Source organism: Bacteroides sp. 2201st1_D9_2201SCRN_220225 (assembly GCF_040928965.1).
GTDB lineage: Bacteria > Bacteroidota > Bacteroidia > Bacteroidales > Bacteroidaceae > Bacteroides > Bacteroides stercoris.
In genome coordinates this window covers 37,441-61,529 of sequence record NZ_JBCODG010000011.1, presented here as the reverse complement: position 1 = coordinate 61,529, position 24,089 = coordinate 37,441, and the positions used below count along the sequence as shown (strand labels likewise).

Annotated in this window: 36 protein-coding genes; all 36 read left to right on the top strand. The window is 52.3% G+C overall.

Annotation, left to right across the window (positions count from 1 at the left end; translation table 11 throughout):
* Window positions 1-240, top strand: coding sequence for a hypothetical protein (locus tag AB5903_RS05520; RefSeq protein ID WP_004293629.1), 240 nt, complete (start codon window positions 1-3; stop codon window positions 238-240).
* A gap of 5 nt (window positions 241-245) precedes the next feature.
* The gene (locus AB5903_RS05515) at window positions 246-773 is read left to right on the top strand and encodes a hypothetical protein (RefSeq protein ID WP_004293630.1); all 528 of its coding nucleotides are present in this window, start codon (window positions 246-248) and stop codon (window positions 771-773) included.
* A gap of 40 nt (window positions 774-813) precedes the next feature.
* Entirely contained in the window at window positions 814-1,911 is a 1,098-nt protein-coding gene (locus tag AB5903_RS05510; RefSeq protein ID WP_004293631.1) for a hypothetical protein, read from the top strand.
* 10 nt (window positions 1,912-1,921) lie between these two features.
* Window positions 1,922-2,812: a hypothetical protein gene (locus AB5903_RS05505; protein WP_008860787.1), complete on the top strand. Its 891-nt coding sequence runs from the start codon at window positions 1,922-1,924 to the stop codon at window positions 2,810-2,812.
* On the top strand, window positions 2,809-3,267 hold the full coding sequence (locus AB5903_RS05500) for a hypothetical protein (protein WP_004293633.1): 459 nt from the start codon (window positions 2,809-2,811) through the stop codon (window positions 3,265-3,267). Before AB5903_RS05505 ends, AB5903_RS05500 begins: the two co-directional genes overlap by 4 nt.
* A 15-nt stretch (window positions 3,268-3,282) precedes the next feature.
* A complete protein-coding gene (locus AB5903_RS05495; RefSeq protein WP_008143017.1) occupies window positions 3,283-3,558 on the top strand; it encodes a DUF3846 domain-containing protein in 276 nt (91 codons plus the stop codon).
* Window positions 3,559-3,562: 4 nt separating this feature from the next.
* Window positions 3,563-4,042: a hypothetical protein gene (locus AB5903_RS05490; RefSeq protein WP_004293635.1), complete on the top strand. Its 480-nt coding sequence runs from the start codon at window positions 3,563-3,565 to the stop codon at window positions 4,040-4,042.
* A 5-nt stretch (window positions 4,043-4,047) separates the two neighbouring features.
* Entirely contained in the window at window positions 4,048-4,368 is a 321-nt protein-coding gene (locus AB5903_RS05485; protein WP_004303957.1) for a hypothetical protein, read from the top strand.
* Window positions 4,369-4,378: 10 nt separating this feature from the next.
* Window positions 4,379-4,558, top strand: a complete 180-nt coding sequence (locus AB5903_RS05480) for a hypothetical protein (protein WP_008143020.1) — start codon at window positions 4,379-4,381, stop codon at window positions 4,556-4,558.
* A gap of 12 nt (window positions 4,559-4,570) precedes the next feature.
* Entirely contained in the window at window positions 4,571-4,816 is a 246-nt protein-coding gene (locus AB5903_RS05475) for a hypothetical protein (protein WP_004293638.1), read from the top strand.
* A 28-nt stretch (window positions 4,817-4,844) separates the two neighbouring features.
* Entirely contained in the window at window positions 4,845-5,492 is a 648-nt protein-coding gene (locus AB5903_RS05470) for a hypothetical protein (RefSeq protein ID WP_004293639.1), read from the top strand.
* A 43-nt stretch (window positions 5,493-5,535) separates the two neighbouring features.
* A complete protein-coding gene (locus AB5903_RS05465; protein WP_009316558.1) occupies window positions 5,536-6,174 on the top strand; it encodes a hypothetical protein in 639 nt (212 codons plus the stop codon).
* On the top strand, window positions 6,167-7,429 hold the full coding sequence (locus tag AB5903_RS05460; RefSeq protein ID WP_195422075.1) for an RNA-directed DNA polymerase: 1,263 nt from the start codon (window positions 6,167-6,169) through the stop codon (window positions 7,427-7,429). Before AB5903_RS05465 ends, AB5903_RS05460 begins: the two co-directional genes overlap by 8 nt.
* 869 nt (window positions 7,430-8,298) lie before the next feature.
* On the top strand, window positions 8,299-8,778 hold the full coding sequence (locus AB5903_RS05455) for a hypothetical protein (protein ID WP_004293642.1): 480 nt from the start codon (window positions 8,299-8,301) through the stop codon (window positions 8,776-8,778).
* On the top strand, window positions 8,775-9,863 hold the full coding sequence (locus AB5903_RS05450) for a hypothetical protein (protein WP_008143029.1): 1,089 nt from the start codon (window positions 8,775-8,777) through the stop codon (window positions 9,861-9,863). Before AB5903_RS05455 ends, AB5903_RS05450 begins: the two co-directional genes overlap by 4 nt.
* Window positions 9,864-10,252: 389 nt before the next feature.
* Window positions 10,253-10,405 (top strand): hypothetical protein, encoded by a 153-nt coding sequence (locus AB5903_RS05445; RefSeq protein ID WP_009316556.1) that lies wholly within the window; start codon window positions 10,253-10,255, stop codon window positions 10,403-10,405.
* A 12-nt stretch (window positions 10,406-10,417) separates the two neighbouring features.
* Window positions 10,418-10,705, top strand: coding sequence for a hypothetical protein (locus tag AB5903_RS05440; RefSeq protein ID WP_004322729.1), 288 nt, complete (start codon window positions 10,418-10,420; stop codon window positions 10,703-10,705).
* 13 nt (window positions 10,706-10,718) lie between these two features.
* Complete coding sequence (locus AB5903_RS05435; RefSeq protein WP_008860791.1) at window positions 10,719-11,444, top strand: hypothetical protein; 726 nt, start codon at window positions 10,719-10,721, stop codon at window positions 11,442-11,444.
* 11 nt (window positions 11,445-11,455) lie between these two features.
* Complete coding sequence (locus tag AB5903_RS05430; protein WP_008860792.1) at window positions 11,456-12,040, top strand: hypothetical protein; 585 nt, start codon at window positions 11,456-11,458, stop codon at window positions 12,038-12,040.
* Window positions 12,041-12,073: 33 nt separating this feature from the next.
* On the top strand, window positions 12,074-12,310 hold the full coding sequence (locus AB5903_RS05425) for a hypothetical protein (RefSeq protein ID WP_004322721.1): 237 nt from the start codon (window positions 12,074-12,076) through the stop codon (window positions 12,308-12,310).
* On the top strand, window positions 12,291-13,223 hold the full coding sequence (locus AB5903_RS05420) for a hypothetical protein (protein ID WP_195422076.1): 933 nt from the start codon (window positions 12,291-12,293) through the stop codon (window positions 13,221-13,223). The genes AB5903_RS05425 and AB5903_RS05420 overlap by 20 nt, the downstream gene beginning before the upstream one ends.
* Window positions 13,223-13,570, top strand: coding sequence for a hypothetical protein (locus AB5903_RS05415; protein ID WP_008143041.1), 348 nt, complete (start codon window positions 13,223-13,225; stop codon window positions 13,568-13,570). Before AB5903_RS05420 ends, AB5903_RS05415 begins: the two co-directional genes overlap by 1 nt.
* A gap of 51 nt (window positions 13,571-13,621) precedes the next feature.
* Complete coding sequence (locus AB5903_RS05410) at window positions 13,622-13,840, top strand: hypothetical protein (RefSeq protein ID WP_004293651.1); 219 nt, start codon at window positions 13,622-13,624, stop codon at window positions 13,838-13,840.
* 1 nt (window position 13,841) lies between these two features.
* Window positions 13,842-14,051 carry a hypothetical protein gene (locus AB5903_RS05405; RefSeq protein WP_004293652.1) on the top strand — a complete coding sequence of 70 codons (210 nt, stop codon included), beginning with the start codon at window positions 13,842-13,844 and terminating at the stop codon, window positions 14,049-14,051.
* Window positions 14,052-14,110: 59 nt separating this feature from the next.
* Complete coding sequence (locus AB5903_RS05400) at window positions 14,111-15,133, top strand: hypothetical protein (RefSeq protein ID WP_004293653.1); 1,023 nt, start codon at window positions 14,111-14,113, stop codon at window positions 15,131-15,133.
* 2 nt (window positions 15,134-15,135) lie between these two features.
* Window positions 15,136-15,672, top strand: a complete 537-nt coding sequence (locus AB5903_RS05395) for a hypothetical protein (RefSeq protein ID WP_004293654.1) — start codon at window positions 15,136-15,138, stop codon at window positions 15,670-15,672.
* A gap of 15 nt (window positions 15,673-15,687) precedes the next feature.
* A complete protein-coding gene (locus AB5903_RS05390; RefSeq protein ID WP_004303944.1) occupies window positions 15,688-15,903 on the top strand; it encodes a hypothetical protein in 216 nt (71 codons plus the stop codon).
* A 21-nt stretch (window positions 15,904-15,924) separates the two neighbouring features.
* Complete coding sequence (locus AB5903_RS05385) at window positions 15,925-16,737, top strand: hypothetical protein (RefSeq protein ID WP_008860793.1); 813 nt, start codon at window positions 15,925-15,927, stop codon at window positions 16,735-16,737.
* 2 nt (window positions 16,738-16,739) lie between these two features.
* Complete coding sequence (locus AB5903_RS05380; RefSeq protein WP_017140898.1) at window positions 16,740-17,501, top strand: hypothetical protein; 762 nt, start codon at window positions 16,740-16,742, stop codon at window positions 17,499-17,501.
* A gap of 69 nt (window positions 17,502-17,570) precedes the next feature.
* Entirely contained in the window at window positions 17,571-18,470 is a 900-nt protein-coding gene (locus tag AB5903_RS05375) for a DUF932 domain-containing protein (RefSeq protein ID WP_004293658.1), read from the top strand.
* An 11-nt stretch (window positions 18,471-18,481) separates the two neighbouring features.
* Window positions 18,482-19,072 carry a tyrosine-type recombinase/integrase gene (locus tag AB5903_RS05370; protein WP_004293659.1) on the top strand — a complete coding sequence of 197 codons (591 nt, stop codon included), beginning with the start codon at window positions 18,482-18,484 and terminating at the stop codon, window positions 19,070-19,072.
* 81 nt (window positions 19,073-19,153) lie between these two features.
* Window positions 19,154-19,822: a hypothetical protein gene (locus AB5903_RS05365; RefSeq protein WP_004293660.1), complete on the top strand. Its 669-nt coding sequence runs from the start codon at window positions 19,154-19,156 to the stop codon at window positions 19,820-19,822.
* A gap of 130 nt (window positions 19,823-19,952) precedes the next feature.
* A complete protein-coding gene (locus AB5903_RS05360) occupies window positions 19,953-20,543 on the top strand; it encodes a hypothetical protein (protein ID WP_018665671.1) in 591 nt (196 codons plus the stop codon).
* A complete protein-coding gene (locus AB5903_RS05355; RefSeq protein ID WP_008143046.1) occupies window positions 20,530-22,434 on the top strand; it encodes a hypothetical protein in 1,905 nt (634 codons plus the stop codon). Before AB5903_RS05360 ends, AB5903_RS05355 begins: the two co-directional genes overlap by 14 nt.
* Complete coding sequence (locus tag AB5903_RS05350; protein WP_004293663.1) at window positions 22,431-23,303, top strand: DpnD/PcfM family protein; 873 nt, start codon at window positions 22,431-22,433, stop codon at window positions 23,301-23,303. The genes AB5903_RS05355 and AB5903_RS05350 overlap by 4 nt, the downstream gene beginning before the upstream one ends.
* Before the next feature lie 140 nt (window positions 23,304-23,443).
* On the top strand, window positions 23,444-24,089 hold a 646-nt coding region (locus AB5903_RS05345), incomplete at its 3' end, for a tyrosine protein kinase (protein ID WP_368117684.1).

Sequence of the window (24,089 nt, the reverse complement as noted above, 5' to 3'; positions counted from 1 at the left end):
ATGGAAACGAAAGAACTTACTACCCACCAGCGTGGTGTTATTCTACGCGGCATCTGCGGCGGGGCTGCATTGAAAGACAAGTCGCCGCAAATATCTGAAAACAATACCGTCATAACCTGCGCCGGAGGGTTGGAGATTTGGGACATCTGCTGCATCAGCAGTGATGCCGAAGCCTTCGGCCTGAAACCGTCCTTCGGTTATGACGGGCACACGAGAATCACTTTCACCCCCAAAGAATAAGCGGAATGAAATCATATTACTACTTGGACTACCTGCACCGTGAAATCTTCCTTGAAGAGGAGGATATTCAGACCGTTCCGGAATCAGGCAGGGCGGACGATGCCTGTTCCGCCATTGCCGAAAAGCCGTATGTCGTGGAGCAGTTCATGGCGGACTCTTTCCGGACACTCAAAGATGTGGCCAGCCGCCTGTGCGATTCCCCTGATATTAAAAGCCGCCACGATGCGCTGATGTATATCGTGTGGAGGGTGGCACTGGACATCAAGGAGTGGCGGACTCTGAGCCATAGCGAAGCCGCCGTCAAGGTAACCCGTGAGGACGGTTTCGTGTGGCTGCTTGTATCGGCGGAAAATGCCCGGAAGCTATGGGAGGCAGACGTATTCTCCCTGTACAGGCTTTATGCCGATGATTCGGAATCCCTGATCGAAAGCGAGGCGGAGCTGGAATCGACTATCAAGGGCGGATACCAGATAGGTATCGAGGTGGGGTTCGCCTCTGTAATGGACCATGCCGCCCGGATGAAGCAACAATAAAAATCGGAAACAATCAAATAACGAAATCAAGAAGAAAGGTATGGAAACAACATTATTGACAAAGGAAAATGCCCATCGTGTGACCATGGTGCGGCGTGTGGATGCCCCGGAAAGCGAACCGGTAGCGTTTCTTTTCAGGGGAAAGAGACACGGGTATTGCAGCTATTCCCATCTTGTAGGGAATCCGGGCAAGGAAGAAATCCTCGCCCCGGCGGACTTCAAGGACTGGGAAGTTGTGGAAGTGGCGCACCCGGGCTATCTGGAAGAATATTTCAAGCAGGCGTGCAGCTCCTACAACCTCACCTCCTTCTCACCCGACGAGCGGGGTGAGTCAGACATCGCCTCGCACGAAAAGGAACTGCACGAGGATTTGCAGTCGATGCCCGAGCAGCAGCGGGAACGTTACATGGAAAACTACAAACGCTATTTCTCTGCCATGATCGCCGCCAACAGCCGTTGTGCCAGCGCGATGATTACGGGACCTGCACGCTTCAACACGGGCCGCAACGAAAAGGCCTGCAACAGCCACGCCAAGAGCGTCACGGCGTTCCGGGAATGGCGAGAACGTGCACTCGAAGCGATTCGCAAGGCTACCGAAGCGGCCAAGCCCGAAGAACAGCGTCTCGAGGAGGAGTGGCAGAAGGTCAAAGCCTTTATCGACGATGCCGCCTCGACCATTCACGGTATCGATACGGGTACGGCACGAGGCTATAGCCGGGCTCTCTTCGTCAGCAACCTCGCCGGGCGACTCTCCACCTATGTCAACCATGGCAACGTGGAAATCATCGACCGTGCCGTCGCTCGTCTGCGAGAGTGGAACGACAAAGTCAAGAAACCTGTCGTCACGGCACGCCATTCAATCTTCAAGTATCCCGAACTCGTCCGCAAGGTGCGGGAAAAGCAGCAGGAACGGGCAAGCCGTGAAAATCGTGAGATTCCGTTCGATGGCGGCAAGGTGGTCTACAACTTCGAAGAAGACCGCCTGCAAATCCTCTTCGACAAAATACCCGATACCGATATGCGTACGACCTTGAAGCGTAACGCTTTCAAGTGGGCGCCACGCAACCAGGCATGGCAGCGCCAGCTCACCCGCAATGCCGAATATGCCGCCGGTCAGGTGTTGAAAATAACCATTTAATCCAGTGCCCATGAGATACATCATCGATTCACGTTATTTCGACGGGACATGCCTCACGTCGATGTCGGATGACATGCACAGCGACTACGGCGGCGAGACGCTGGAAGCACTGCGCGAAAGGGAGAAGAACCCGTACCTGGTCGCTGTATCACCGGTACGCATGACACTGCTTGTGAAGCGTTATACCCGGGCACTTTGCAAGCCCTTCCATGAAATTACGGAGGAACGTTATTACGAACTGCTGGAATGCCTGCCTCCGGCCCGCATGCAGAGCGACTGGTTCTTTGTCGGGGAACCGTATTACCGAAACCTGTACGCGCTCTGTTTCGAGTCGGACGGCAGGTATTTCCGGGCGGAACGTCCCATACGTCTTTCCAATGCGGAAATCTACCGCCAGATTCGGGAACACATGGAGAAAGTAAACCTGCATCCCGCCATCGTCAAGAAGGCTTCCTTTGTCAAATATGTCAATTGGTACAAAAAGACGGTCACCTACATACCGTACTATTTCGAGTATGGAGGTAAAATATATTTCCTGAAGAACCTCGCCACTCGGACGGGATCCGAATTTGGCGACCGCCGGGAACGGAACGAGATGGCGGCATTGCTGAGGAACCTGCGCGGAAACCGCTACGAATACTGCACTTTCTACTCCCAAAAGAAGGACATCTTCGAGTTTTTTGACTGGCTACGGAAGAACAAATACACGCTGGAAATCCAGGGCGACTTGTTCGACTTTGCGGATGACCGCTCCCACGTGGACTTTCACGGCAATGTATGCGAGTATTCGGCTGTGTTCCATTACCGCATCTATTCACGCGAGCTTTTTGGCCATATCATTAACCAGCTACGCACCGTGAAACGGTATCACGCGTGGCATAAAAGGAGGGAAATACGATGAAAATCTCAAATGAACCTACCCCATACCTCCTGCTCAAGGCAGGAACTGACAGTGCATGGGATTGCTGCGACTTTGCAATCGTGTACCTGTCAAAAGAGTGGAGACAGACACAGTCCGGCAGGCTGGAAGCCGTCAAGCCATTCAAGGATGACATCAGTTTCCAGTCTTTGAACTTTTATGACATATCGGTTGGTTTTTACCAGCCGGACGAGGACGGGATACTGGGCAGCGAGGACTTGCCGGAAGACAATAACTGGTGCTTCGTGGAACTGACCGAAACGGAACTGGAAAGGTTGGTTCCGCCGGACAATGTGCTGGTCAGCCATATCTTGGCGGTATTTGCAAACGGGGAAGCCAGATACCGGGCGTACGGCAAACATACCGACGAGCGATTCTGGACTGAAAAATTCCCTTTGCAACAGATTTTGGATATACTGGCGAGTCATGAATCTTAAAATTTCAAAGCAACTATGACAGAAATCATCAAAACGGACGGAACACGCCAACCCGTGCAGCCAGCCAATGGCTCAGACTTCACGCTGGAGGAGATGCAGGCGATTGTCGGCGGCTACATCGAACTGGTGGAACTGGACGGGAGCACGACAATGGTCGTCAACGAGGAAGGCAAACTTATCCCTCTGTCCCTCAATCTTGAAGCGAGCAGGATATTCCGTGCTCATCACCCGGCGTCGAAAGACTTCATCGTTGGGGACGTACTTGTGTGCAATAACAATCAAATCAGATAAAATTATGGATAAAGAGAAAGCAAAAGCGCTCAGCAAGACCCTCGCATGCTACAAAGAATTACAAGAGAATAACAGTGTAAACCTGATCGAGTTCCATACCGCTGACGGGCAGAAACACGGTATCGGCAACCCGGAAGCCATCAAGCTGTTGCTTTCGGTGGCCGTCATCGAACTGGAACGCCAGCTCCGGACCGCACAGTTCGGTGATATTCCGGAAAGCCTGGAGAACAGCCGCGAGTACAAGGCGGCCAAACAGCTGGAATACGCCATGAACGATTTGGGATTCAAGTCCGAACGTTTCGCCCAGGCTCTTCCTTATTTCCACAAGACACTGGAACAGACATTCTTCAGAACGGTAAAGGCTTCCATTACCGCTATGGCAGGGCGTGATTCACGCTGCATTGACGACCGCAACCGTGCTTCATACGAGATGTGTCAAATGCTGGCCTCCATGCTGGAAGATACCCGTCTGCCCTTTATCTAAATGCCATGTTCATAGACGAGAGGACACAAAACCGCCTCCATGCCGTGCCGGGAGAGAGTATCTCCCACGGCACGATGCGCACGCAGGACCTGATTCCGGCGTTCTTGGACGTTATCCGTGACACACCGGAATACGTGCAGGTGATGAATGCCATCCCCGCCCATGCCATGGAGGACAAAGAAGCAGACTGGTGGAACAGCGATGACGCGGCGGGATTGCTGGAATCGCTGTTCGACACGCTCGATAGTTACTCACCGGAGGGGTACTATTTCGGTGCTCATCTCGGTGACGGGTCCGATTACGGATTTTGGAAAATGGACAAGTGAATGTCGGAACATGGTACGGATTACAAAAGACAAGCGGCATGACATTCTCAAAGACGGGATTTGTATCGGGCAAATCTATCTTGCCCGTGCCGAAAGCAGGAAATTAAGATACTGGGCAATCTCTTGCATGAGTGGAATCGGCTTCAACACTTTCAATGAAGCCCGCAGTTATGCCAAGGATTTCCTTTAATAAAAGAATCGCATGAAAAATTGGATACAACAGATGCTTTTGTGGCGTAAAAAGACGGACAAGGGCAGAATGACACTCGGAAAGGTGCAGAAAGAGTATCGCGAGAATGACGTATGCATGGGAGAACTCCTTGATGCCCTTCCCGCCGACGGCCTTTCCATAGAGGAAGCGTTCGAGCTGGCTATCACCGCCAAGAAGTGGGCGGACGGAGACCGTTTCTACCGGAGTATCAACGATGGAGAACCGGAAGAATTGTAAGGTAAATAACAATAAACAATAATGACAAATGAGCAGATATGATTTTATAAGATTCGGCGGCTTTGTCAACTGGGCGGACGAGGACACGGACACGTTCCGGAAAATGAAAGTCTGCCTGCCGGTAAAGGAGCCTGTCGAAGATGACACGAAAATAGGACTGATTTCCACGGACGAGGACAATCCGGAAGAAATCGCGGTTTCCTATTCCGTCAGGGCAGCCGAACTCATCCCTTGGACGGACTCATTCCAGGAAGGATACTGGAAAGCCCTGATAGTGGCAGAGGCAAACGGAGCAGGCACGGACGTATTGCTGCCCATGCTCAAAGATGCCGGACTATGCCTGATGGAATGTGTCTTCCTGATGCTCCGGAGCGATGCCTGCAAACTGTTTCCGGTCCTGTGCCGGCTGTTCCCGGAAGTGGAGGAAATGTTTGAGATTATCACATGGAATGACAGGGAATATTTTGTCAGGGAACTGACGCTGTTCCGTGGAACGGGCGGGGAATACAAAACCTTGGTCTCTGTAACGGGTCTGCAAGACGTGCTGGTCGGCAAAGACGGCGCACCCATATCGGACGAGGCGGAGGCCGTGGACCGGAAAATCTGCTATTACTTCACGGACGAGGAGTTCCTGCTGCCGGAAGAGCGGCTTGTGGCCCTTGCGGAGGATGCGTGAGAAATCATAATGTATGTACAAAGACCAGAAAATGAATAAAAGAATGAACAAACAGCAAACCACTCCCGTTACCGACACTTTTAAGGGGATGCTACTTATGTCAATGGGTGTCCCTGTAGGAAACATCCGTCCCTACCGTTTGAAGTCGGCACCTTCCTGCCTCGGCGGTTTCGAGCGCATGAGCGTAGCGGCAGCACGAGCCTCGGGAATGGATATCCCGGAGACGGAGAAAGAGAACGATGAAGTTTACATATGCCGCTTGGGACCCGCCGTCTTCCATAAATGGATGCCTGTCTGGATGTTCGAAACCGCTTTCGAACCGGTTCCCGAGCAGAGACGCGGTGACCGCATCCGAACACTTACGGAAGAGATGAACAACCATCACGTGGCGGAGAAAGCCCTGAATGAAAAATGTTACGCCCTGTCCGTGGAGCTGCTTTCCGAGTGTGGCGGCAGCCTTGATGACAACGGTGAACAATCCTCGACCTATCTCCATGTTGTGGACCGTGACCCCGTGGAACTGGTCATCACGAACGCGTCGCTCCGGAAAGACGGGAAAATCTTCATCATGGGTTACAGTTACTACACGGGCGAGGAGTACGAGCAGGAATGTGACGTAGAATCCGGCATGGACATACTGAATTTTATCCTTTCCCAAAAAAGTTTTGAGTGCTATGAATGAAGACAAGATATTGCAAATGTTCTTCGACATAGGCCGGTGGACGAAGGCCATTGAGAAAGGCGTGCTGAAAGACATTAGGAAAGACCAACTTATTCGGCTGACCGACGAGCATACCCGTATGGCGATGGCCTATGCCATGCGCCGGGGAAAGTACGAGATTTCCCCTCCCCACACGGCGCAGATACCCAAGGACAACGGTGAGTTCCGCACAGTGTACGTAAACGAGCCGATGGACCGCGTAGTACTGGGTATCGCCAACGACCTGCTCTTCGAGTTGATGCCGGAGATGCTGCACTCTTCGTGCAAGTCCTACCAGACCGGTATAGGGTGCGGCAAGGTAGTTACGGAAGTCAGCCACCGGATGACAGAAACCGGCAATAGCGGCTGTCTGGGCTGGAAGTCCGACCTTTCCAAATACTTCGACAGTGTTCCGATACGGTTCATCGACGAGGCGTTCGACAAGGTGGAGGCCAAACACGGCCAGTCTGCCCTGATAGACGTACTTAGGAAATATTACCACTCGGACCTCTATTTCGATGAAGATAACCGGTTGCAAAGCAAGTATCAATCCTTGAAACAGGGTTGTGCTGTGGCTAGCTGGCTGGCGGATGTACTGCTCTACGACCTAGACAGGGAACTGTCACAAATGAACGGCTACTACGTCCGGTATTCCGACGATATGCTTTTTATCGGCAAGGATTATGAAAAAGCGATGGACACACTCCAAAAACGCCTGGAAGATAAATCCATGAAGCTAAATCCTAAGAAAGTGGAATACCTGGCAGCCGATGTCTGGTTCAAGTTCTTAGGATTCAGTATCAAGGGCGGCATGGTCTCGCTCTCGTCATCACGCATCAAGACCTTCCAGCACGAGATCGAGCGGCGGACAATCCGCTGCCGGGACACGACACTGGTAAAAGCCGTGGACGCCGTGAACCGTTACCTGTACAAGGGCGAGTTCAGCTGGGCGATACAGGTATTGCCGGTCTGTAATGTGAAGAGTGACCTCAACGAGCTGAACAAGTTCGTGATGGACTGCTTTAGAGCCGTTCAGACGGGCAGGTGCAAGATCGGCGGTCTGGGATATGTCCGAACCAAACCGGATGGCTGCATCGTCCGGGGACGGGAACGCAACGTGAAGGCCAACCGCGATAAAACAGACCGGGACATACCGGGTTACCTGACTGTCGGCTGCATGCGTAACGCCCTTCTGACCAGCCGGGCGGTGTACAACACGCTGGTGGCATCGCTATAAGTTACGCCGGGCACACGGCAGAACGGGTGGACGGGCAGGCTATTCAACGTTACAGGCTTATAACCAGAATCCATATCGAGATTAACCGGTCTAACACCCGGTTAATCCCATCTCGATTCTGGCTGCGCCTGTAATGTATCGGGAAATTAAAGTCATGTGCCGTCTGTCCCGCACCCGTTACCGGAGCACACCGGGAAAGTTCAAGGAATAGGTTTGGGCATCCCGCGTACCAACGTCTTCTTTCCGAGTCTGAAGGCGGCTGACCGTCGCCTTCGGACTCCGCAGAAGACCCATACGCGGGATACATCGGAAGCATAAAGCCATGTGCCGGTATTATGAGAACTTTCAGTCTTTTCCAGCACGGGAACGTGCGGTTCGGGGGAATGGATTCAGCCTGCTGTCCCCGATAAGCCCGTCTCGCGCCGTCGTATCCCTAACGTTATACGACGGCGCCATTCCGGCTTCCGCCACAGCAGACATCGGACCTGTAAAGGAACGTGCCGGCATTCCGGGAACCGCAAAAAGAACAGCACAGGGCAAAGGGGGCAAGGCCGGGATTTCAACAGAGCCGCAATTCACACGGCTGGAGCCTGTGTCATCTCCTGCTAACACGACAGATGACACAGGTTCCAGCTGTACTCGCGGCCCGTATCAGGTTTTTAAAGGGATGTGCCGTCCGGATGAGTCCCCTGAACAGAAGGTAGCGCGACCGCATATGCACGAGGGACCCAAATTCAAGATACAGTATTCAAGCTTGGTCCTGAGCCAGGCAACTACCTGGTTCAGGACCGAAGTCCTACTGTATTTATCAGGACTATAAAGATACGCGCCAGGGGTTTGAGTGCCATTTATTGTAAACAGGTGAGAAAATGGAAGATATTTACCGAGAAACCGTCACCGCCATAGAGAACGGCGCAAATTTCCGGATTGATTTCCAGTCCAGAAGTTTAAAAGTAAACGGGAGACACATGATACGGAACGGCAGGTATGATGGCGCTCCGTGGTTGCCGGAGTACGGCTGCGGGGATTTTTTCACGGATGTGGAGGAGCTGTACCGCCGCTATAAACATTCGATACCATCGGAGCGCAGCCAGAGCAAGTCCCGCCGGTATTTCATGGCATTGCCCGAAAGTGACCTCGAGGACGGGGACATGCTGTACGGGCAACACCGGGATACCGCGCAATTCGAGCTGGAATTCTATATCCTCTGCCGGATTATAGGCGGGTTCACATGGAATCCCGAAACGATGGGCAAATGGTTCTGGCAAAGCGAAAAAGACAAGGACCTGGTGATACTCAGAAAATGGGTGGAACCCGGAAGTAATCAACTATTAACAAATTCACAATGAGCAGAAAGAAACAAGAAACAAAAGTCCTGTGCCCCGGATGCGGCACGGAATTCGCCATCGCGGACAAGGAATTTGCCGCCACGGGCACCGTTATCGGCAAGAATTCGGATTTGGGCACCGTCTATCCGGTGGTGGCCGGCCATAATTCTCCCGCCGGACTTCCCAAAGGGGCGCGGGAGCGTATCGAGGCACTCCGCGGTGCCGGTGTGGACGTGAGCTGCCTGTTCGCCATGCAGGGAGCCGAGGGCGGCGAGTATATCGCCTCCAACAAAGACGGGAAACTTACCATCCTGGATGACAACGACCCGATATTCGGCAGCATCATGGCACAGGGTACCGTTCCCAACAACCGACTCTTCCGCCGGTGGGTCATGGCACAAATGTTCCATATGATGTCATACACGCATTACCGTGAAAAAGAGCCGGCAGGGGTGACCGAGATGATTCACCGGAAAGGCTATGATTACCAGTGGAAAATGCTCTTGAACGAGCTGCACGCCCAGATGAAGATGGAACACAAGGACATCACGGGTTTTGCCGAGAGAAACCGCTGGTTCAACCGTGATGTGGTTTTGGCCATCGCGAGCGACTATGTCAACGCGCTGAAAAAACACGTGGGCAACCTGGAAACAAGAAAATGCAAGGGAGTTCCCTACAAGCGTATACACGGCCGTAATATTTTCGTGGAGGACCTGCAATCCAAACTGTACTACCCGCTTTCCATCGCGATAACCCACATCAGGCACGCGTTGGACGCCACACAGCTTTACAACGCGGTCAGACAGTTCAATGACCGTCGTATCCGGCTGCCATGGGGCACTCCTCAAAGCAAGGCATGGATGGATGCCTATAAGGGAGCCGGGGCGTTCTTTACCATGCAGAACCTGATTCGTTTCCACGGTTGCACGGCTGTCAATGACCGGGGTCGGCGTCTGGACAAGTACCAGTCACTGGCGTTCCTGTCAGCCAAGGCGGAAGAGTATAAAAACGGAGAAGGCTGGCGGTTGCTGGCAGTCCTGAAAAAAATGCTGGCGGACAACAATATCAACATCAAAAAGAAGATGGCGGCATGGCGTAAGAAATAGGCCGTCATCTCCATCCGCCCGGTAGGCGGCACGGTGTGGCGGGTCAGAATAAATTAGTACTCCCTCCATTGAAATGATGCTCATCCCTGTTAACACAAGATGAGCATCTTTCAATGGAGGCATTACATCGAAAACGTAAAGAGATGCCCCTGTTTGACGACCACACCGCTATTCTAATCAAAACGACATAATCCTTTATACGATGAGCAAGAAACAACTACGACGCAGGGCCTACCTGCTGTACCGGTTACGAAAACAGGGTATCCGATGCCTGACACGTTGCCGGACCATCTTCTACCCTTACGGGGAGGATCCTAAATCAGTACCGCAGATCTGCAGCCTGATAAGCGAATTCCATTTCCATGTCCAGTTTGAAATACCCGCCTGACATGAAACCGGGAGACATTGCAACGCTGAAAGTGCCCTACAAGGGCTATCGCCGTATAGAGCTGCTGGAACGGCTCCAATACACCTGGCTGGTACGCATCTGCGAGAGCGGGAAGGAGATCGAGGTCTATGAAGACGAGTTCGAAACGGATTAAAGGCACGGAACAATGAAAGGAGAACAACAGGAAGAACGCATACCGAACTTTATCGGCAATGCCGTCATTATCCTCACAGCCGCCCATCTGGGCTGCGAGGTGGAGATGCTCGCCACCGCACAGGAGGTGTGGCGGACGAAACGCCTGCCCGAGGCGGTACTGCTGGGCATGTACGAAAAGGCCGCATGCGATGCCGTGTCGGCTGTCCGGAAGAGAGGTCTGGCGGAACAGGCTGACCGTCTCGGAGAGATATTTTACAGGACGGGGGAATTTCCCCCGCCGGAAGAAGACAATACATAAAAAGGAGTAACAAATGAAAACAAGGACTTTTCAGGAAATATATGATTTCTGCCGTACGGACGATACCTACCGGAGCTATTTCGAGGCATCGGACGAGTCCCGCATTACCGGAGCAAGGGCAAGAAAGTACTATTACGGCGACATCCGCCGAGGCCAGTGCCGCGTGGGGACATTCATCTACTGCCAGTCGATGCGGCAGCTTGAAAGGTTCCTCGAGGGCGCAAGGCAGGACCACTACATCCATGTTGACCCGCCGGCCTGCCGGGAAGTGAGCCTCAAGGACGATATGTTCCCCGGCCAGACCGCCTATATCGTGGTACATGTCAGGAGGCAGGGTGTGCAGATTGAAATCGAACACCCGTTGCATGGTGGATGGGTGCATTTCACGGCACGCTCCCACCGTCCCTTCACCAGGGAGGGAATCATAGCCGAGGCGAAGTCCTACATTGACAGCCACATCCTGCTGGCACCGGGAAGATACCGGGACTTGCAGCTGGAACATATGGTTTCCAAGGAACAGTTCCCCGCATGGTACAGGCAGTATAAAATGAGGCTGCACGACCGGGCGGAAGCCGAACATCGGGATATGGTGGACAGATACAGGCACAGGAACGACCTTACCTACGGAGAAGCCCGTGACATGCTCGCGGCTTCGGGTATATTCTTCGACCTGAACTGCGACGAGTTCGAGCGGGACGAGATTACGGAACAATTTGTAAGACTTTGTAACAAAACATAATACCCAGGCAAATGAATCTATATAATCAAATCAAATATAACGGGTATCGCATCAACATCTATTATGATGATGACGCCCGAAGCCCGCGTGAAGCGTATGACAATCTCGGTACGCTTTATACGGCACATCGTCGCTACCGCCCGGAGAAGGAGTTTGATGACCACTTCGATATCGACAAGGTTTTTGAAGGGCATATCGGAAATTTCCAGGAATCGTTCCTGAAGGAATATATCGCCCTGCCGGTCTACCTCTACGACCATGGCGGCATTACAATATCCACCTCGCCGTTCAGCTGCCCGTGGGATTCCGGATTTTTCGGAATCATCGCGGTACCGTTGGACAAGGTGCGCCGGGAATACGGGTGGAAGAACATCACCGCGAAACGCAGGAAGCGGATCGAGGGATACCTGCAAGACGAAATCAGTACCCTTGACAACTACTATACCGGGGAAGTTTTCGGGTATCGCATCATGCCGGAAAGTGACGATGACAATGAACTGGACAGTTGTTGGGGATTCTATGGTACGGAATGTATGAAAGAACTGGAAGCCGAATGCAGGCATATTATCGACGGGCAGAACAAAGCGGCAGCATAAAATAGAAAAATACGCATAATAACTGGAAATACAATGAAGACATCATACGGACTTGAATTTGACACGGTAACAGAAATCAATCCTGAATGGAGCGACTATGACAAGACGATAGCAGGATGTCACCTGGCCAATGCCAGGGTGGTCATCGTGGATACGGAATACGGGCAACCGATAGACAATGAGCATGACCTTGAAGAAATCTACCGGATTCTCGAAAAGAAAAAGACAGGCCATACTAAAAATGAACGACATGGAAGAAAAACGAGATAACAAGGAAATCAGGGTACGCCTGCACCATATCGACCGTGGAAACTGCACGGAAGTGTGGGAGGTGCAGACAGAGAAGGGGAAGCCCAGACGCTATCTGGGACGTGACGACGGTTATGGACCGAAGGAGTGGTACACGCTCTGCGATGCTCCCTACGGCTATTGCGAACGCGACTGCCATGTGAGGGAGGACCTCACCCTCATTGTCTGCGACAAAGATTGGAACGAGGTGTTGCGAGACGGAACGGACAGGGAACGCTTTCCTGAAAGTTTCCCTTCACTGGATGAAGCCTGCAACGAGGCATGGAGCAAGGTCGTGAAAGTGCTTCCGCATGTCACGCACAAAGGTTTCGGGCAGTGGATCACCAAACAGTCATTCCTCCCGCTCAGCCAGACCGAAGAATTGAATTGGCGGGATAGCTACTATGAGGAAGAAGCGAGTGAGATACTCTCACGTTTTACATGGATCGGTGAAGAGTATGCCATATTCAAGGTTACCCAGAGGCACACCAAGTGCGACGCCCAATGGTACGAGTATTACGCGGGGAAGACAAACCGGCAGGAACACGAGTGGTATACCCGTTTCTTCGGTTACGAGTACCATGACCGGCATATCAGCGACGTACTCCGGACACTCGGAAGGCGGTGCGACGACATCATCCGTACTGCGGTGGAAACCCGCACGGACCACTATTACGGGCGTACGGTTTCCTGTTTCATGGACGAGTTCATCGGTTACGACCTGTCCCATGAACAGGTCCGTGACGCCAAGGAATGCAGATTGCGCAAGGCACGGGAAGACTACGACGAAGCGAACGCCTACTATTACAAACTGAAAGAGAATGAGGAAAGCATCCGTGGTATCGAATTGATGCTGTACTGCATAAGACAACAAATCCGAAAAATGAAAAGATAATGGCCAGAAAACTACATGTAGCCAGAGTTTGGCAAATCGAATACAAATATCCGGGTATGTATGGCGGGGACGGTCAGGATATCTTTTATGATATCCTGACAATGTTCGAAGTTGATAACTCCGCAGAAGACGCCTATACCGATGACTTCGAAATAGCCCGTTCGGGTCTGCAGCAGCTAAGAAAACATATCTCAGAACAGGATGAAACCTTCCGGCAGAATGCCGAAGAATTTTATTCCTGCCTGGCAAAGGTCGGGATGGACCGGGAAAAGTTTATCGAAGTACTCGATTGTCTAATCAACGGCAGTGACCAAAGCGATGCCTATGTGCATGTCTCATGGTTTTAATGATATGCCATGAAGGCGTTTCGAGCAAACCTGCCGTAACATCAAACCTGTATGAAACCTAAAGATAACGGGCTGGCCAACCTTCATGACCGGAAACGTGAGGAACGCGGTTTCTGCTGCATGCAACTGATCATATTCCTTACAGACAATGGAGTGAAGAGCTGGGATGAATGGCACCGGGCGCATACCGACGCGGCCCGGGGCGAATGCAGATACCGCAAGCGGTGCCCGGTTTATGGACGTAGCAAACATTTAATGAACAATAAATAATATGGTACTTAATATTGTAAAAAACGACCTGCCTGCCTCATGCATTGCAGAATATGTAAGATGCGTATTTGACAATGCCAAAGTAAACATCAAAGATGAAAATGCAGTATCCGTCGACATCGAAGTGACCGGAAAGAACGAGCTGCACTCTTTGGAAGGATTAAAAGAGTTGGAATACTATTTTAAAGATTATGACATAAGAATATGGTGACCGCCATGCAACGGGCGGCAAACCGGAAATTGTTCAACTACAGATAAAAAACAAGCAACATGGAACAGGAAAAACCTACAAAGCCGGAAACAGACAGAACCTTTCCGGAAGACGATGACACACTTTACCGTGAAATGACAGTGCACATGCCCCGCTGCTATTTTCCGACTTCGCTAGGCGAGAACAGTATCCTCAAATTTGCCGGAGAGGAATTCCGCCGCGTCAAGAATATTGTCTGCCGGCGCTACAACTTTAACGAGGACAAATATATCCGGGAGAACGCCGGCGTATCCCCTTTCGACTCTGTTCGAGGCAACTTCGAGCAGGAAGTGTACAGACGTCTCCGTAAGGATTATGCGCACCTCAGTATCATCTCCATCAGAAGATCACTTATGGAGAAAATCCGCGACGCCGTGAAGAAGGAGAACAACATCATCGGCACGTTCTACCGCAACTGCGGCGTACATTACCGGGAGGCGGAATCAGCGGAGTATGAAACCTCCCCGATAGTGGTGGTCCACAATTCCGCTTTTTACGGATACGGCGGTTATGAAAGTGCGACCGTTTATGAACTTTTCATCGACGGGAACGGCAAACTGCTCTGCACGCTCAACGGCGAAGCCGGCGAGGATTTCGATGAGCCCATCGGACAGGTACAGACCGAGGGATTGCTTGAGATTGCCCACTGGCTGGAAGAACACGGGTTCATCTCCGCTGATGTCAATGACGACGAGATTGTCGTATGCGAGGGGTGCGGTTCAGACAATATACAGACCCAGGCATGGGTGGATCCGAATGCCCGTACATTCATCGGTACCACGGGTATAGACCGCTATGATAACTGGTGCGACGAATGCGAGGACCATCAGCCATTCTGTACTTTAAAAGAGTTCAAAGAACGCATGGAGGAATGGTGGAACTCGTTGGACGCAAATCAAATGGAACAGATCACGGGTTGCCGTCAGGACAAGTGTCCGGCCGGAGACAACCATCAGGGGTTTGCCGAAACCTGCAATGAATGGTGGGAAAACAAGGGCTATGACGAGAAACGTAAAATCTGGAAAGAACATAATGACTGCTGATTATGATTTACAATCTTCTTAAACGCATACAGAACCTGTTGGCTTCCAAGCCGTCCGGGACAAAGGAGGAACAGGAAATCCTGAGTCTGGTCAGCCAGGCGCTTCCTGCAATGCTCAATGGGCATGATACGGAAACACTTGCCGCCAATGAGCTGCTGGTACGGATATGCCCCGACACCAAACGGCCGGTCCTCGTATGCCATAACGGCAACGGGCAGTGCCTGTGCCTGCACAATGGGACGACGGAAGAGGATGCCGTCGACGTGGACTTATGGCTGCGTTCCAACGGTAGAGAGTGTAACGGCTACAACAAGTTGCAGGAGGCTGTCGTGGACCTTGCCTACAATGCCGGGGCGGACAACCTGTGGGAGGACAGGGACTCCCGTGCCGTCAATGCCGAGATCGTCCAGTGGGCGGAAGAATTCGAGACTGAGCATGCGGGCACTGATTGGGATGCGGAGGACTACTTCCTTGCCATCGACAGGTTTTACAAGGAAAAGACAAAACAAATGAATCCGGTTACAATACCGGCGAACTGAAAAAATGGCAACCGAATGGACAAGGAAATTGCAGAAGAAATCATCCGGGAAAACCGTTATCCGTCCGGATATGACATACAAGACTATCTGTTTGACAATGAGGATACTGTGCTTTCTCTGGAGGACGGAACGGAGCTGCTTGATGACTTCGACCTCTGGAAAGAACGTTCCGACCTCGAACTTGAAAAAATCATGGACCGGAACTACTGGTCCTCGACTGGTGGATATTAGATTAAAAACAGGAATATAATTATGGTAAGAGAACTTTATCAACGGCTCAGGGAATATTTCAACAACTTACCCGAACCGACAGAAGAGGAAAGACAATTTATCCGGGAGCTGAACGCCGGGTATTTCCCTATCACGTCCGTCCACCGCGATGACCTGGAAGGACAAGGTTTCGATGTGGAAAAGATCAGCGATGACGACATGCAGAATCTGGCGGAAAAGATGGCCGACGATTACTGCGAACAGTTGTTCTGGCCCAGCATGGAAATCATTGCCGGAGAAATCCTGAGTTTCCCGAAAGTAAAAACAAAAGACATTATCTGTCCGAAATGCAATTCGGAAAATATCCGTTATGATATTCACGAAAGTCGGTTCCACTGCGGCGAGTGTTCCCTGGCATGGGATGACAAGTTATATGCACTCGTGGAATTTCCCGAGGAAAGTGCTCCTTTCGAGGAAGAAGGAACCGGTTATCCGGCATGGGGAAGCGGGGACAACGGGGCGCTTTACGTGCCCGAGGAAGACTATATACGCCATACCGGCAAATCTCCCGAACGGGACAAGTGTTACCGTGCCGTGTGTTGGCCGGACTCCCAGAAATACATGGGAACGAAAGGTTGTGAACCCATACAGGATGAAAACGGGATACGGGATTTTGGCACATCGGCATACTGGGTGCCGCTGCTTCTGACGGAAGAAGCGGCAGAGCGACGAATGGACAAGAAAAAGGCACCGGTATGCCCCGAATGTGGGGGCACAGATATTGACATTCTGAGTGACGAGGGCGTGGCCGTATGCAATGACTGCTGCCTTGAATGGCCTTACGCGGAGGATTGAGAATGGAAACGGTAGATGTTTATACGGAACGAGGCGACCTGGTCACCTGTTCCGATTGCGGCAAGGTGATGCTCCTGCCGTATGGAGCGGATAAATGTCCCGCCTGCAAGAAAGAAGGTTGCCTGGTATGGACGGACGAAAGCTTGCGGGAAGCCGACATCGACTCCCTGCTCGAGAGGCACTGTAACCTGCACCAGAAGAGCGAACTGCAACCGGAGGAGTATCTTTCACTTTCCATACTGGTGACCGAGTATATTCCGTATCTGGCCGATAAACCGCAGACAGCGCGTGAAACCCTGTTCCTACTCCTTGAAACCGGCTCTCTTTTCGAGAAATACTGGCGGGATACAAGATGCTTCCAATCCGAAAATATCTACACGCCCGCCATCAAGACACTGCTTGACAAACTGGACGTGAAACTGCGAGAGGGCGACACGATTCCGGTAGAATACCAGGATTGCCGCTCCCTGGAGGACTTCTTCAGGGTCGTTGCCGGCGAGCGTCCGGCAAAGGAAGAGGTATCGTTTTCTTCAGATAAGGAGGGAAACTATTATTTCAACGGACGCAAGGTCAAGGTGGAAAATTCTGACGAGTACGCCTACCGCCTGCTGAAAACCAAAATACAGACGAGCTACCGGCGTCCGGTAGATTTTTACTTCCGCTTCCTTGCCCGTTTCGGACCATACGGAACTTATGGCAACGTGTATTACCCGAGTATCACGGACCTGATATGCAGGCGTTACCTGCCTGAAACCGCAAAATGAATTCCGGAAAGGCGATGGACAACGGTTCACCGCCTTTCTTATTGTATAACTTTTTTAATATCAATCATTATGGCAACAGCATTAGCAACAACGGCCGCCCCCGTGCAGTTCGATTTCCAGAACAACAACGTCGAGGTGATGACGCTCGACACGCTCCGGCGCACACACAAGGAAAATGACATCTATGGCAACCCGCTCAAGGGAATCTACCATTACGAGGTGATAGAGCGCATGGCGGACATCTGCCAGAAACACAACCTGAATTACGAGGTGGAGGAAATCTTCGCCGCCCAGAACAAGAACAAGGCACAGCCCGGCGTGGTCGTCCTGCCCCAGGTGGAACAAAAGTACGGGGCGATGGCCGTCGAGGCGCATATCCTGCGCCGCGTTTATACGACCATCCGCATTAAGGAATGGGAAACGGACGAGCTGACCACGACGCTTGTCATCGCCTTCCATCAGGACGGCATCCAGGCGGCCATCGGCCCGTGCGTCAGGGTGTGCCACAACCAGTGCATCCTCTCCCCCGAACGCAGTGTGTCGAACTACGGGAAAGACAAAGTCACCACCGAAGAGCTTTTCGGTCGTGTAGACGAGTGGCTCTCGAACTTCGAGGTACAGATGAACGAGGACAGGGAACGCATCCGCCGCCTGAAAGCGAAAGTAATTACCCCGGTGGAGATGTACGCCTACATCGGATTGCTGACAGCATTGCGCGTATCGCATGACAGTTCCGACAAGCGTCTTTCGTCCAAGGTGGAGACCTATCCCCTGAACCAGTCCCAGATTTCCATCTTCACCGAGGACCTGCTCAAACTCACCGAAGAGAAGAAGACGCTCACGGCGTGGGATATCTATAACGTGGCAACCGAAATCTACAAGCCCGGACGTACGGACATTCCGGCCATGATTCCCCAGAACGGGGCGCTGGCCGAGCTGATGCTCTCGGAAGGGTTGCCGGAATCTTAAAAGGCTGCCACGTGACAAGAATCAAGGGACAACTGACGACAGCCGACTACCTGCCCATAGCGGAATATAACAGGCTGGTCCGCGGGCTTGAGAAGGACGGCGAGTACCTGTGGGAGACCTACTGCTGGCTGTCGTTCTGCACGGCATGCAGGGCCTCCGACGTGAGGACCCTGCGCTGGAAAGACATCTTAGGAAAAAGCACCATGACCCGCATCGAGCAGAAAACAAAGAAAAACCGCCTGATCAAGTTCAACAGGGACGTGCAGGAGAAGAACCGTTTCCTGTACGAGATGCTCGGACAACCCGCCCCCGAACAGTACATCTTTCTCAGCCCGCGTACCGGGAAACCTTACTCGCTGGAATACATCAACAGGCTGCTCAAGGTATTCAAGGTAAGGTACAGGCTGCCGATCAGGGCATTCTCCACACATACCTTCCGCAAGACTTTCGGGCGCTATGTCTACGAGCTGATGGGACGCTCGGCCGAGGGCCTGATCCTGCTCAACCAGATATTCCGCCATTCCAACCTGGAAACCACCCGGCGCTACATCGGGCTGGCGCAGGAGGACATCGACAAAGTGTTCGATTCCATACGTCTATGAGAATATTTTCAACGATGCCCGGAACCCGAGCGGGAGGTTCCGGGCTATGCTTTATATAACATATCAAAATCAGAACTGTAAATGGACACACCGATATATATCGACACATACTTCCGCGTCGAGTCCGGCTATGACGGCGGTCGCATGCCGGAAGAGAAAGCCGGACGCTTCTTCGACGAGGTAAAGCGCCTTTTCACGGAAACAGGGTTCAGCATCAAGGAAAACAAATACAAAGACGGTTGTCCCGAGGTGTATCTCGGAAAGACATGCCTGTACTGTCATCCCCAATCGTTATCGGGCCCTGTTCTTAAAGAGCACATGGAGCTTATCGAGAAGATTCTGGCACAAGGAACGACCTTCCGGTACCTACGTACTGACACTTACGGCGAGATTCTCGACCTGACGGAGGAGGAAGAACTCGCGTATTACCACAAGACTCATGACATGACTATCGGGGGTGTCTTTCTCGACGCCTTCCGCACCAAGCGCCGGAACCTGTACAAGAGCCGGGAGCAGGTGCTGGAAATACTCGTCGAAAAGCTGCGTGTCAAGACACTCCGTGGGAAGTCCGTTTATTCGAACACCTCCCCGGCATACCGTTATATCAGGGAAATGTACGGGAAAATGGTGTCCGAAGGACGGCTCGTCGAGGGATGCAAGCAAACCGCTTCCGGGAAACTGCCGCTCTGCCGCACGGCAACCGGCAGGGAACTGAAAATGAAAAGACGGGAAGACGACAGGACGGAATGACACGCGGTTCCGTACCGGACATGGCCGGATACCAGTCCGAAGACTTCTGTAAATCATAATTTTCAAGCCGGACTGTCAATCGAAAGAAGGACGACCCGGCTATACTTCAACAACAAGAGATAGCACTATTATGAGCATACAAATCGGAAAACTGTTGCCGGACGGCAGTGTCCGGCACATCAAGGCGCTCCATGAGACGCTTTCAAAAGACCTTGTGAGGAAACTCCGGGTGTTCTATCCCAATGACAGACGGGTAGATGCCCTGCTGTCGCTGGGCGACATACAAAAACTGGGACCGTCACCCTATGGAAAATGGACAGGAACCGGCGATACCGTCCACTGTTTTTCAAAGATCCGTGACGGACGGGAAACACCGCGGCAATCCGCATCACGCATCGCGGACAACGCAGACATTTTCGGCCGCATGGAGGACACGTGCCTCCTGTTCGATAACGGCAGATGGCATGTCATGGACAAGGGAGAATACTGTGAACTGCCGCTCTTCGTCGAAGATACGCCCTCCCATGACAGCATGAAACCGATCACGGTATATGTGAACAACCATGTCCGACTCGAAAAGATAAATACACCGCAGCACTGGCAGGGACTTGAGGAACTCGCCGAACGGGAATCCAGGATACTCTATGTCTACCGGGGGTGCCGCCTTGTGAGAATCGTCCGTTCGTCCAACCTTAAAAAGAAACTGTATGCGGCACAATAACATCGTATCGGCCATAGAATGGCTGCCGGAACACCTGTTCACGGAAGAGATCGTGGAAGCAGCCGTCGAAAGCAAGGAAATAGAGGTGCTGAGCCATATTCCGGGACGTTTCCTCACACCCGGACGTATAGAACGAATCATCGCGGGCAGCACGGAGAGCTGGCACAGCTTCGAGCTGCGCAATATTCCGGAGGCGTACCGTTCGGGAGCAGTCTGTGACTACGCCATGCGCAAAAAACCGAAGAATATCACGGCCGTTCCCGAAGCAATGGTTACCCGAGAAATGGCAGAAGCGGTCATCCGAAACGGACGCGGGGATTTCGACATTCTCGCCTTCATACCTGAACGCCTTTGGGACGCGCAACTGGCATACCTGGCCTTGCGCAGCTATATTTACGACCCGTATTACACGGACAGCAGGACAGACGCCGTCATGAAAACGGGGCTTATCCTCGGATATGTCCCCGTTGAGGTAAAGACTCAAGAGTTCTATTACGGGATGCTCGACGGGATGAAAATATTGAGCACGGTTACCGATGCCGTCGTGCCGTCCCGTTTCAAGACTGCGGCATACTACCGCAAGATGGCGGAACATGACCTCTCGCTTGTTCCCGCCCGGTTCTATTCCTATGAGATTCTCCATGCGGCTGTCTGTTCGACCGAAGGAAAAAACTTCATCACAGACCCCCAGTTTTTCAAGCCGTTGTCGGTATATCTGGACGACATGCTGGCGGACCGGCTGATGGAGAAACACCCTTACATGTTCGGGGAGTTGCCGAAGCGGTTCAAGACACCGGAAAGACTGGTCATTGCCATCGATAACAGCAAACGGGAGACGAACTGCTATATCGACGAGGAAACTGAACAATCCCTGCTCTCGGTGGAAGTGTGCAAGGCATTCATCCGAAGAAACGGCAACTGTCCCGAATTTCCTGAAAATGTATGGACGCGGGAATTTGTCGACTACTGCATGGAGCACGGGACGAGTTTCCGCTGGTTCCGCCAGATGCCCAAAAAGTTCCAGAGCTCCGCGAACACGCAGGCGGCGTATGATTACGGTCATTACCATATCTGTGACTTTGCCAAACGGTTCATCACTCCGCAAATGGCGAAGGAGTGCTACCAGGAGCGCAGTTATGCACATGCCATCCCCGGACATTTCCTCACGGAGTTCTGCCGACAGACCGGACTGCCCGAGAAGTTCTACGGCGGGGAAACCACGATGCTGTCGCTGAAAAACAGCCGTGACGACTATACTTACTGCAAAGTCGGCAATACCTGTCTGGCCTTTTACCTGAAAGAACAATACGAGCCGTCCTCGGCACATCTGATGATGACGCGGTCGGATTCAAAATACTGCACGCCGGAGAAGGTGTTCGACGTGCCTGTCGGAACCTTCCACCGCACGTGGCTGGAAAAGATCGTGGCGGAAAACGACCCCCGCTTTGTCAAACCCCGTGTGGACAAAGCGTTGAAAGCCGTACAGGCGGTCTGCTATTACGGTGTCGAGAAGTTGAAGGACCTGAACCGTACGGAAATCTTCCGCAACACCTTCATGGGTGAGACCATCGGTTACTGCGCCCGCCGCAGGGACCTGACCTACCACAGCGACAACTGCGGGACCCTTATCGAGGGCTTGAAGTTCAAGATCCGGGGAATGGCTGTCCCCGTAACCTTGGCGGAAGACATGACTCCTTATACGGCCGACATGCTGCACCGGAAGTTCGGCTTCTGCTATATCGGAATGACGGCATTCGCCACGGACTACGGCCTGGACATGGAGAAGGCATACACCTTTGCACAGATGCGCCAGATCGTAAGGGAGAAAGGGCACAAGCCGTCATTGAGAAACTACAAACGTGAACTGAAACAAATAAACATCATACAATGAAAAAATACCGGATAGCTATCGAAGAGACGCTCCGTAAGGTCGTGGAGATCGAGGCAGAAACGCCCGGTCTGGCCGTCTGCAGGGCGGAAGACGAATACAATGAAGAGAAACACGTGCTGTCAGCCGACAATTTCGCAGGAGCTGACATCGCGCTCTCGACTGATGACAGCACGGTCATGGAGACTCTGGAAGACGTGGATTTCATCGGATACGTGCAACGCCGTTTCGAGGAATGCCGGGAGTCCATATCCGTCGAAGACAAAGTCCGGCTGGCATTCGGAAGTTTCGACAACGCCCTGTATGAGTTCGGCGAATACCGTAAGGAGGCGGCCCGGAACCGCCCGCAGGTCTACCTGCTGTACCGGAGCGATGCCTGGCACAACCGTTCTTCCATGGAGCTCATAGCCCCGTTCTCCTCCCTCGAAAACATGATGGAGTACCTGCGGCGTAAGAAGAAGGAATTCCGCCTGACGGAAAGTGATCTGGAAGAGTTCAAGAACAACCGGCAGACGAAGGGGCGCGACGAAAACTACCTGTACGAGTCGGATTATTTGGATGTGCTGCCGGAACAGGAACCCGAACTGCCGCCGAAAGATGACGCTTTCTATGACAAGGTTTTCACCTGCGGGCAATCCGAGCTGTCACGCAGGGAGTTGGAATCTCTGCCGGAGCCGTTCGATACCTACCATGTTACGGACGAAGAAATGGAACAGATTGTGTACGAAACGGAAATGGAGACACGGGACCGGCTGCGGCTCGGTAAAAGAAAGCCCATAGATTTTGACAATGACCGCCATAGTGAAATCTGGTGGGAAGAAATGGAAAAAGCAGTGGTAAGGCACGGCGTACCGTACTACGAGGCCGAATAACGAAAATAGAACCTGTTCATCACATGCCATAATGATGACGGGCCGTCGCGGCTACGGCTGCGGCGGTCTTTTTTTTCAAAACGAGGTGAGTATTCCACCCCTTATACAAAACGATTACCTACTCTTAAAAAAACGGATTTATGAAACAGACAAGACAGGATTTCTTCACGGCGAACGGGGAAGGAATCAAAATCATGACATTTACGGAGTTCGCCCGGCATATCCTGCGTATGGAATGCGGGGAAAGTCTGGAACTGTATGCCGTTGTGAACCGGCAGACACGGGAATGCTCCCGGCCGCTCTCTGTCAGAAAGGAACAATGGAACGGTACGCCCTTTTACCTGCTCGGCGGGCACGGGCAGGAAGTCCGTACCATCAATTTTGCGGGTCGTCCGAAAGAGGAGTTTGAAACGACCTGCCATGATGTCTTGGACAGCTACGATGCCGTGGAAAGTATCGGGGCGGTCGTGTCAAGACTGCGTGAATTATCTCCTGAAGAACTGCATAAGCGGATTGCGGAAGAGATGAAGACCGGCTGTAAATACCTGTTGGTCTACCGCAGCGAGGAGGAGATGACGGCCGCACTCGACGGCAAGATATACGCCATCAGCGATACGGACGGCAAATTCCTTTGCGACCTGTATCAGCCGGATTATCTCCATCTGGAAAACGGGGGCGATATTGTGGACATCGCATCCATTCCGGACATGCATTTCCATTCCGATTGGGCAATCGCCAACCCCACGGTACGCGACAAGGTGCTCTCCTCCCGGATGGTGATTATAT

Bases quoted from the DNA above. Each gene is read 5' to 3' on its own strand.
- AB5903_RS05405 (WP_004293652.1), top strand. From the start codon at position 13,842: ATGGTACTTAATATTGTAAAAAACGACCTGCCTGCCTCATGCATTGCA.
- AB5903_RS05395 (WP_004293654.1), top strand. From the start codon at position 15,136: ATGATTTACAATCTTCTTAAACGCATACAGAACCTGTTGGCTTCCAAG.
- AB5903_RS05415 (WP_008143041.1), top strand. From the start codon at position 13,223: ATGGCCAGAAAACTACATGTAGCCAGAGTTTGGCAAATCGAATACAAA.
- AB5903_RS05470 (WP_004293639.1), top strand. From the start codon at position 4,845: ATGAGCAGATATGATTTTATAAGATTCGGCGGCTTTGTCAACTGGGCG.
- AB5903_RS05475 (WP_004293638.1), top strand. From the start codon at position 4,571: ATGAAAAATTGGATACAACAGATGCTTTTGTGGCGTAAAAAGACGGAC.
- AB5903_RS05450 (WP_008143029.1), top strand. From the start codon at position 8,775: ATGAGCAGAAAGAAACAAGAAACAAAAGTCCTGTGCCCCGGATGCGGC.
- AB5903_RS05445 (WP_009316556.1), top strand. From the start codon at position 10,253: ATGAAACCGGGAGACATTGCAACGCTGAAAGTGCCCTACAAGGGCTAT.
- AB5903_RS05510 (WP_004293631.1), top strand. From the start codon at position 814: ATGGAAACAACATTATTGACAAAGGAAAATGCCCATCGTGTGACCATG.
- AB5903_RS05500 (WP_004293633.1), top strand. From the start codon at position 2,809: ATGAAAATCTCAAATGAACCTACCCCATACCTCCTGCTCAAGGCAGGA.
- AB5903_RS05435 (WP_008860791.1), top strand. From the start codon at position 10,719: ATGAAAACAAGGACTTTTCAGGAAATATATGATTTCTGCCGTACGGAC.
- AB5903_RS05515 (WP_004293630.1), top strand. From the start codon at position 246: ATGAAATCATATTACTACTTGGACTACCTGCACCGTGAAATCTTCCTT.
- AB5903_RS05375 (WP_004293658.1), top strand. From the start codon at position 17,571: ATGGCAACAGCATTAGCAACAACGGCCGCCCCCGTGCAGTTCGATTTC.
- AB5903_RS05410 (WP_004293651.1), top strand. From the start codon at position 13,622: ATGAAACCTAAAGATAACGGGCTGGCCAACCTTCATGACCGGAAACGT.
- AB5903_RS05360 (WP_018665671.1), top strand. From the start codon at position 19,953: ATGAGCATACAAATCGGAAAACTGTTGCCGGACGGCAGTGTCCGGCAC.
- AB5903_RS05350 (WP_004293663.1), top strand. From the start codon at position 22,431: ATGAAAAAATACCGGATAGCTATCGAAGAGACGCTCCGTAAGGTCGTG.
- AB5903_RS05480 (WP_008143020.1), top strand. From the start codon at position 4,379: ATGGTACGGATTACAAAAGACAAGCGGCATGACATTCTCAAAGACGGG.
- AB5903_RS05485 (WP_004303957.1), top strand. From the start codon at position 4,048: ATGTTCATAGACGAGAGGACACAAAACCGCCTCCATGCCGTGCCGGGA.
- AB5903_RS05520 (WP_004293629.1), top strand. From the start codon at position 1: ATGGAAACGAAAGAACTTACTACCCACCAGCGTGGTGTTATTCTACGC.
- AB5903_RS05505 (WP_008860787.1), top strand. From the start codon at position 1,922: ATGAGATACATCATCGATTCACGTTATTTCGACGGGACATGCCTCACG.
- AB5903_RS05355 (WP_008143046.1), top strand. From the start codon at position 20,530: ATGCGGCACAATAACATCGTATCGGCCATAGAATGGCTGCCGGAACAC.
- AB5903_RS05455 (WP_004293642.1), top strand. From the start codon at position 8,299: ATGGAAGATATTTACCGAGAAACCGTCACCGCCATAGAGAACGGCGCA.
- AB5903_RS05490 (WP_004293635.1), top strand. From the start codon at position 3,563: ATGGATAAAGAGAAAGCAAAAGCGCTCAGCAAGACCCTCGCATGCTAC.
- AB5903_RS05400 (WP_004293653.1), top strand. From the start codon at position 14,111: ATGGAACAGGAAAAACCTACAAAGCCGGAAACAGACAGAACCTTTCCG.
- AB5903_RS05440 (WP_004322729.1), top strand. From the start codon at position 10,418: ATGAAAGGAGAACAACAGGAAGAACGCATACCGAACTTTATCGGCAAT.
- AB5903_RS05365 (WP_004293660.1), top strand. From the start codon at position 19,154: ATGGACACACCGATATATATCGACACATACTTCCGCGTCGAGTCCGGC.
- AB5903_RS05385 (WP_008860793.1), top strand. From the start codon at position 15,925: ATGGTAAGAGAACTTTATCAACGGCTCAGGGAATATTTCAACAACTTA.
- AB5903_RS05380 (WP_017140898.1), top strand. From the start codon at position 16,740: ATGGAAACGGTAGATGTTTATACGGAACGAGGCGACCTGGTCACCTGT.
- AB5903_RS05460 (WP_195422075.1), top strand. From the start codon at position 6,167: ATGAATGAAGACAAGATATTGCAAATGTTCTTCGACATAGGCCGGTGG.
- AB5903_RS05465 (WP_009316558.1), top strand. From the start codon at position 5,536: ATGAACAAACAGCAAACCACTCCCGTTACCGACACTTTTAAGGGGATG.
- AB5903_RS05425 (WP_004322721.1), top strand. From the start codon at position 12,074: ATGAAGACATCATACGGACTTGAATTTGACACGGTAACAGAAATCAAT.
- AB5903_RS05420 (WP_195422076.1), top strand. From the start codon at position 12,291: ATGGAAGAAAAACGAGATAACAAGGAAATCAGGGTACGCCTGCACCAT.
- AB5903_RS05495 (WP_008143017.1), top strand. From the start codon at position 3,283: ATGACAGAAATCATCAAAACGGACGGAACACGCCAACCCGTGCAGCCA.
- AB5903_RS05430 (WP_008860792.1), top strand. From the start codon at position 11,456: ATGAATCTATATAATCAAATCAAATATAACGGGTATCGCATCAACATC.
- AB5903_RS05390 (WP_004303944.1), top strand. From the start codon at position 15,688: ATGGACAAGGAAATTGCAGAAGAAATCATCCGGGAAAACCGTTATCCG.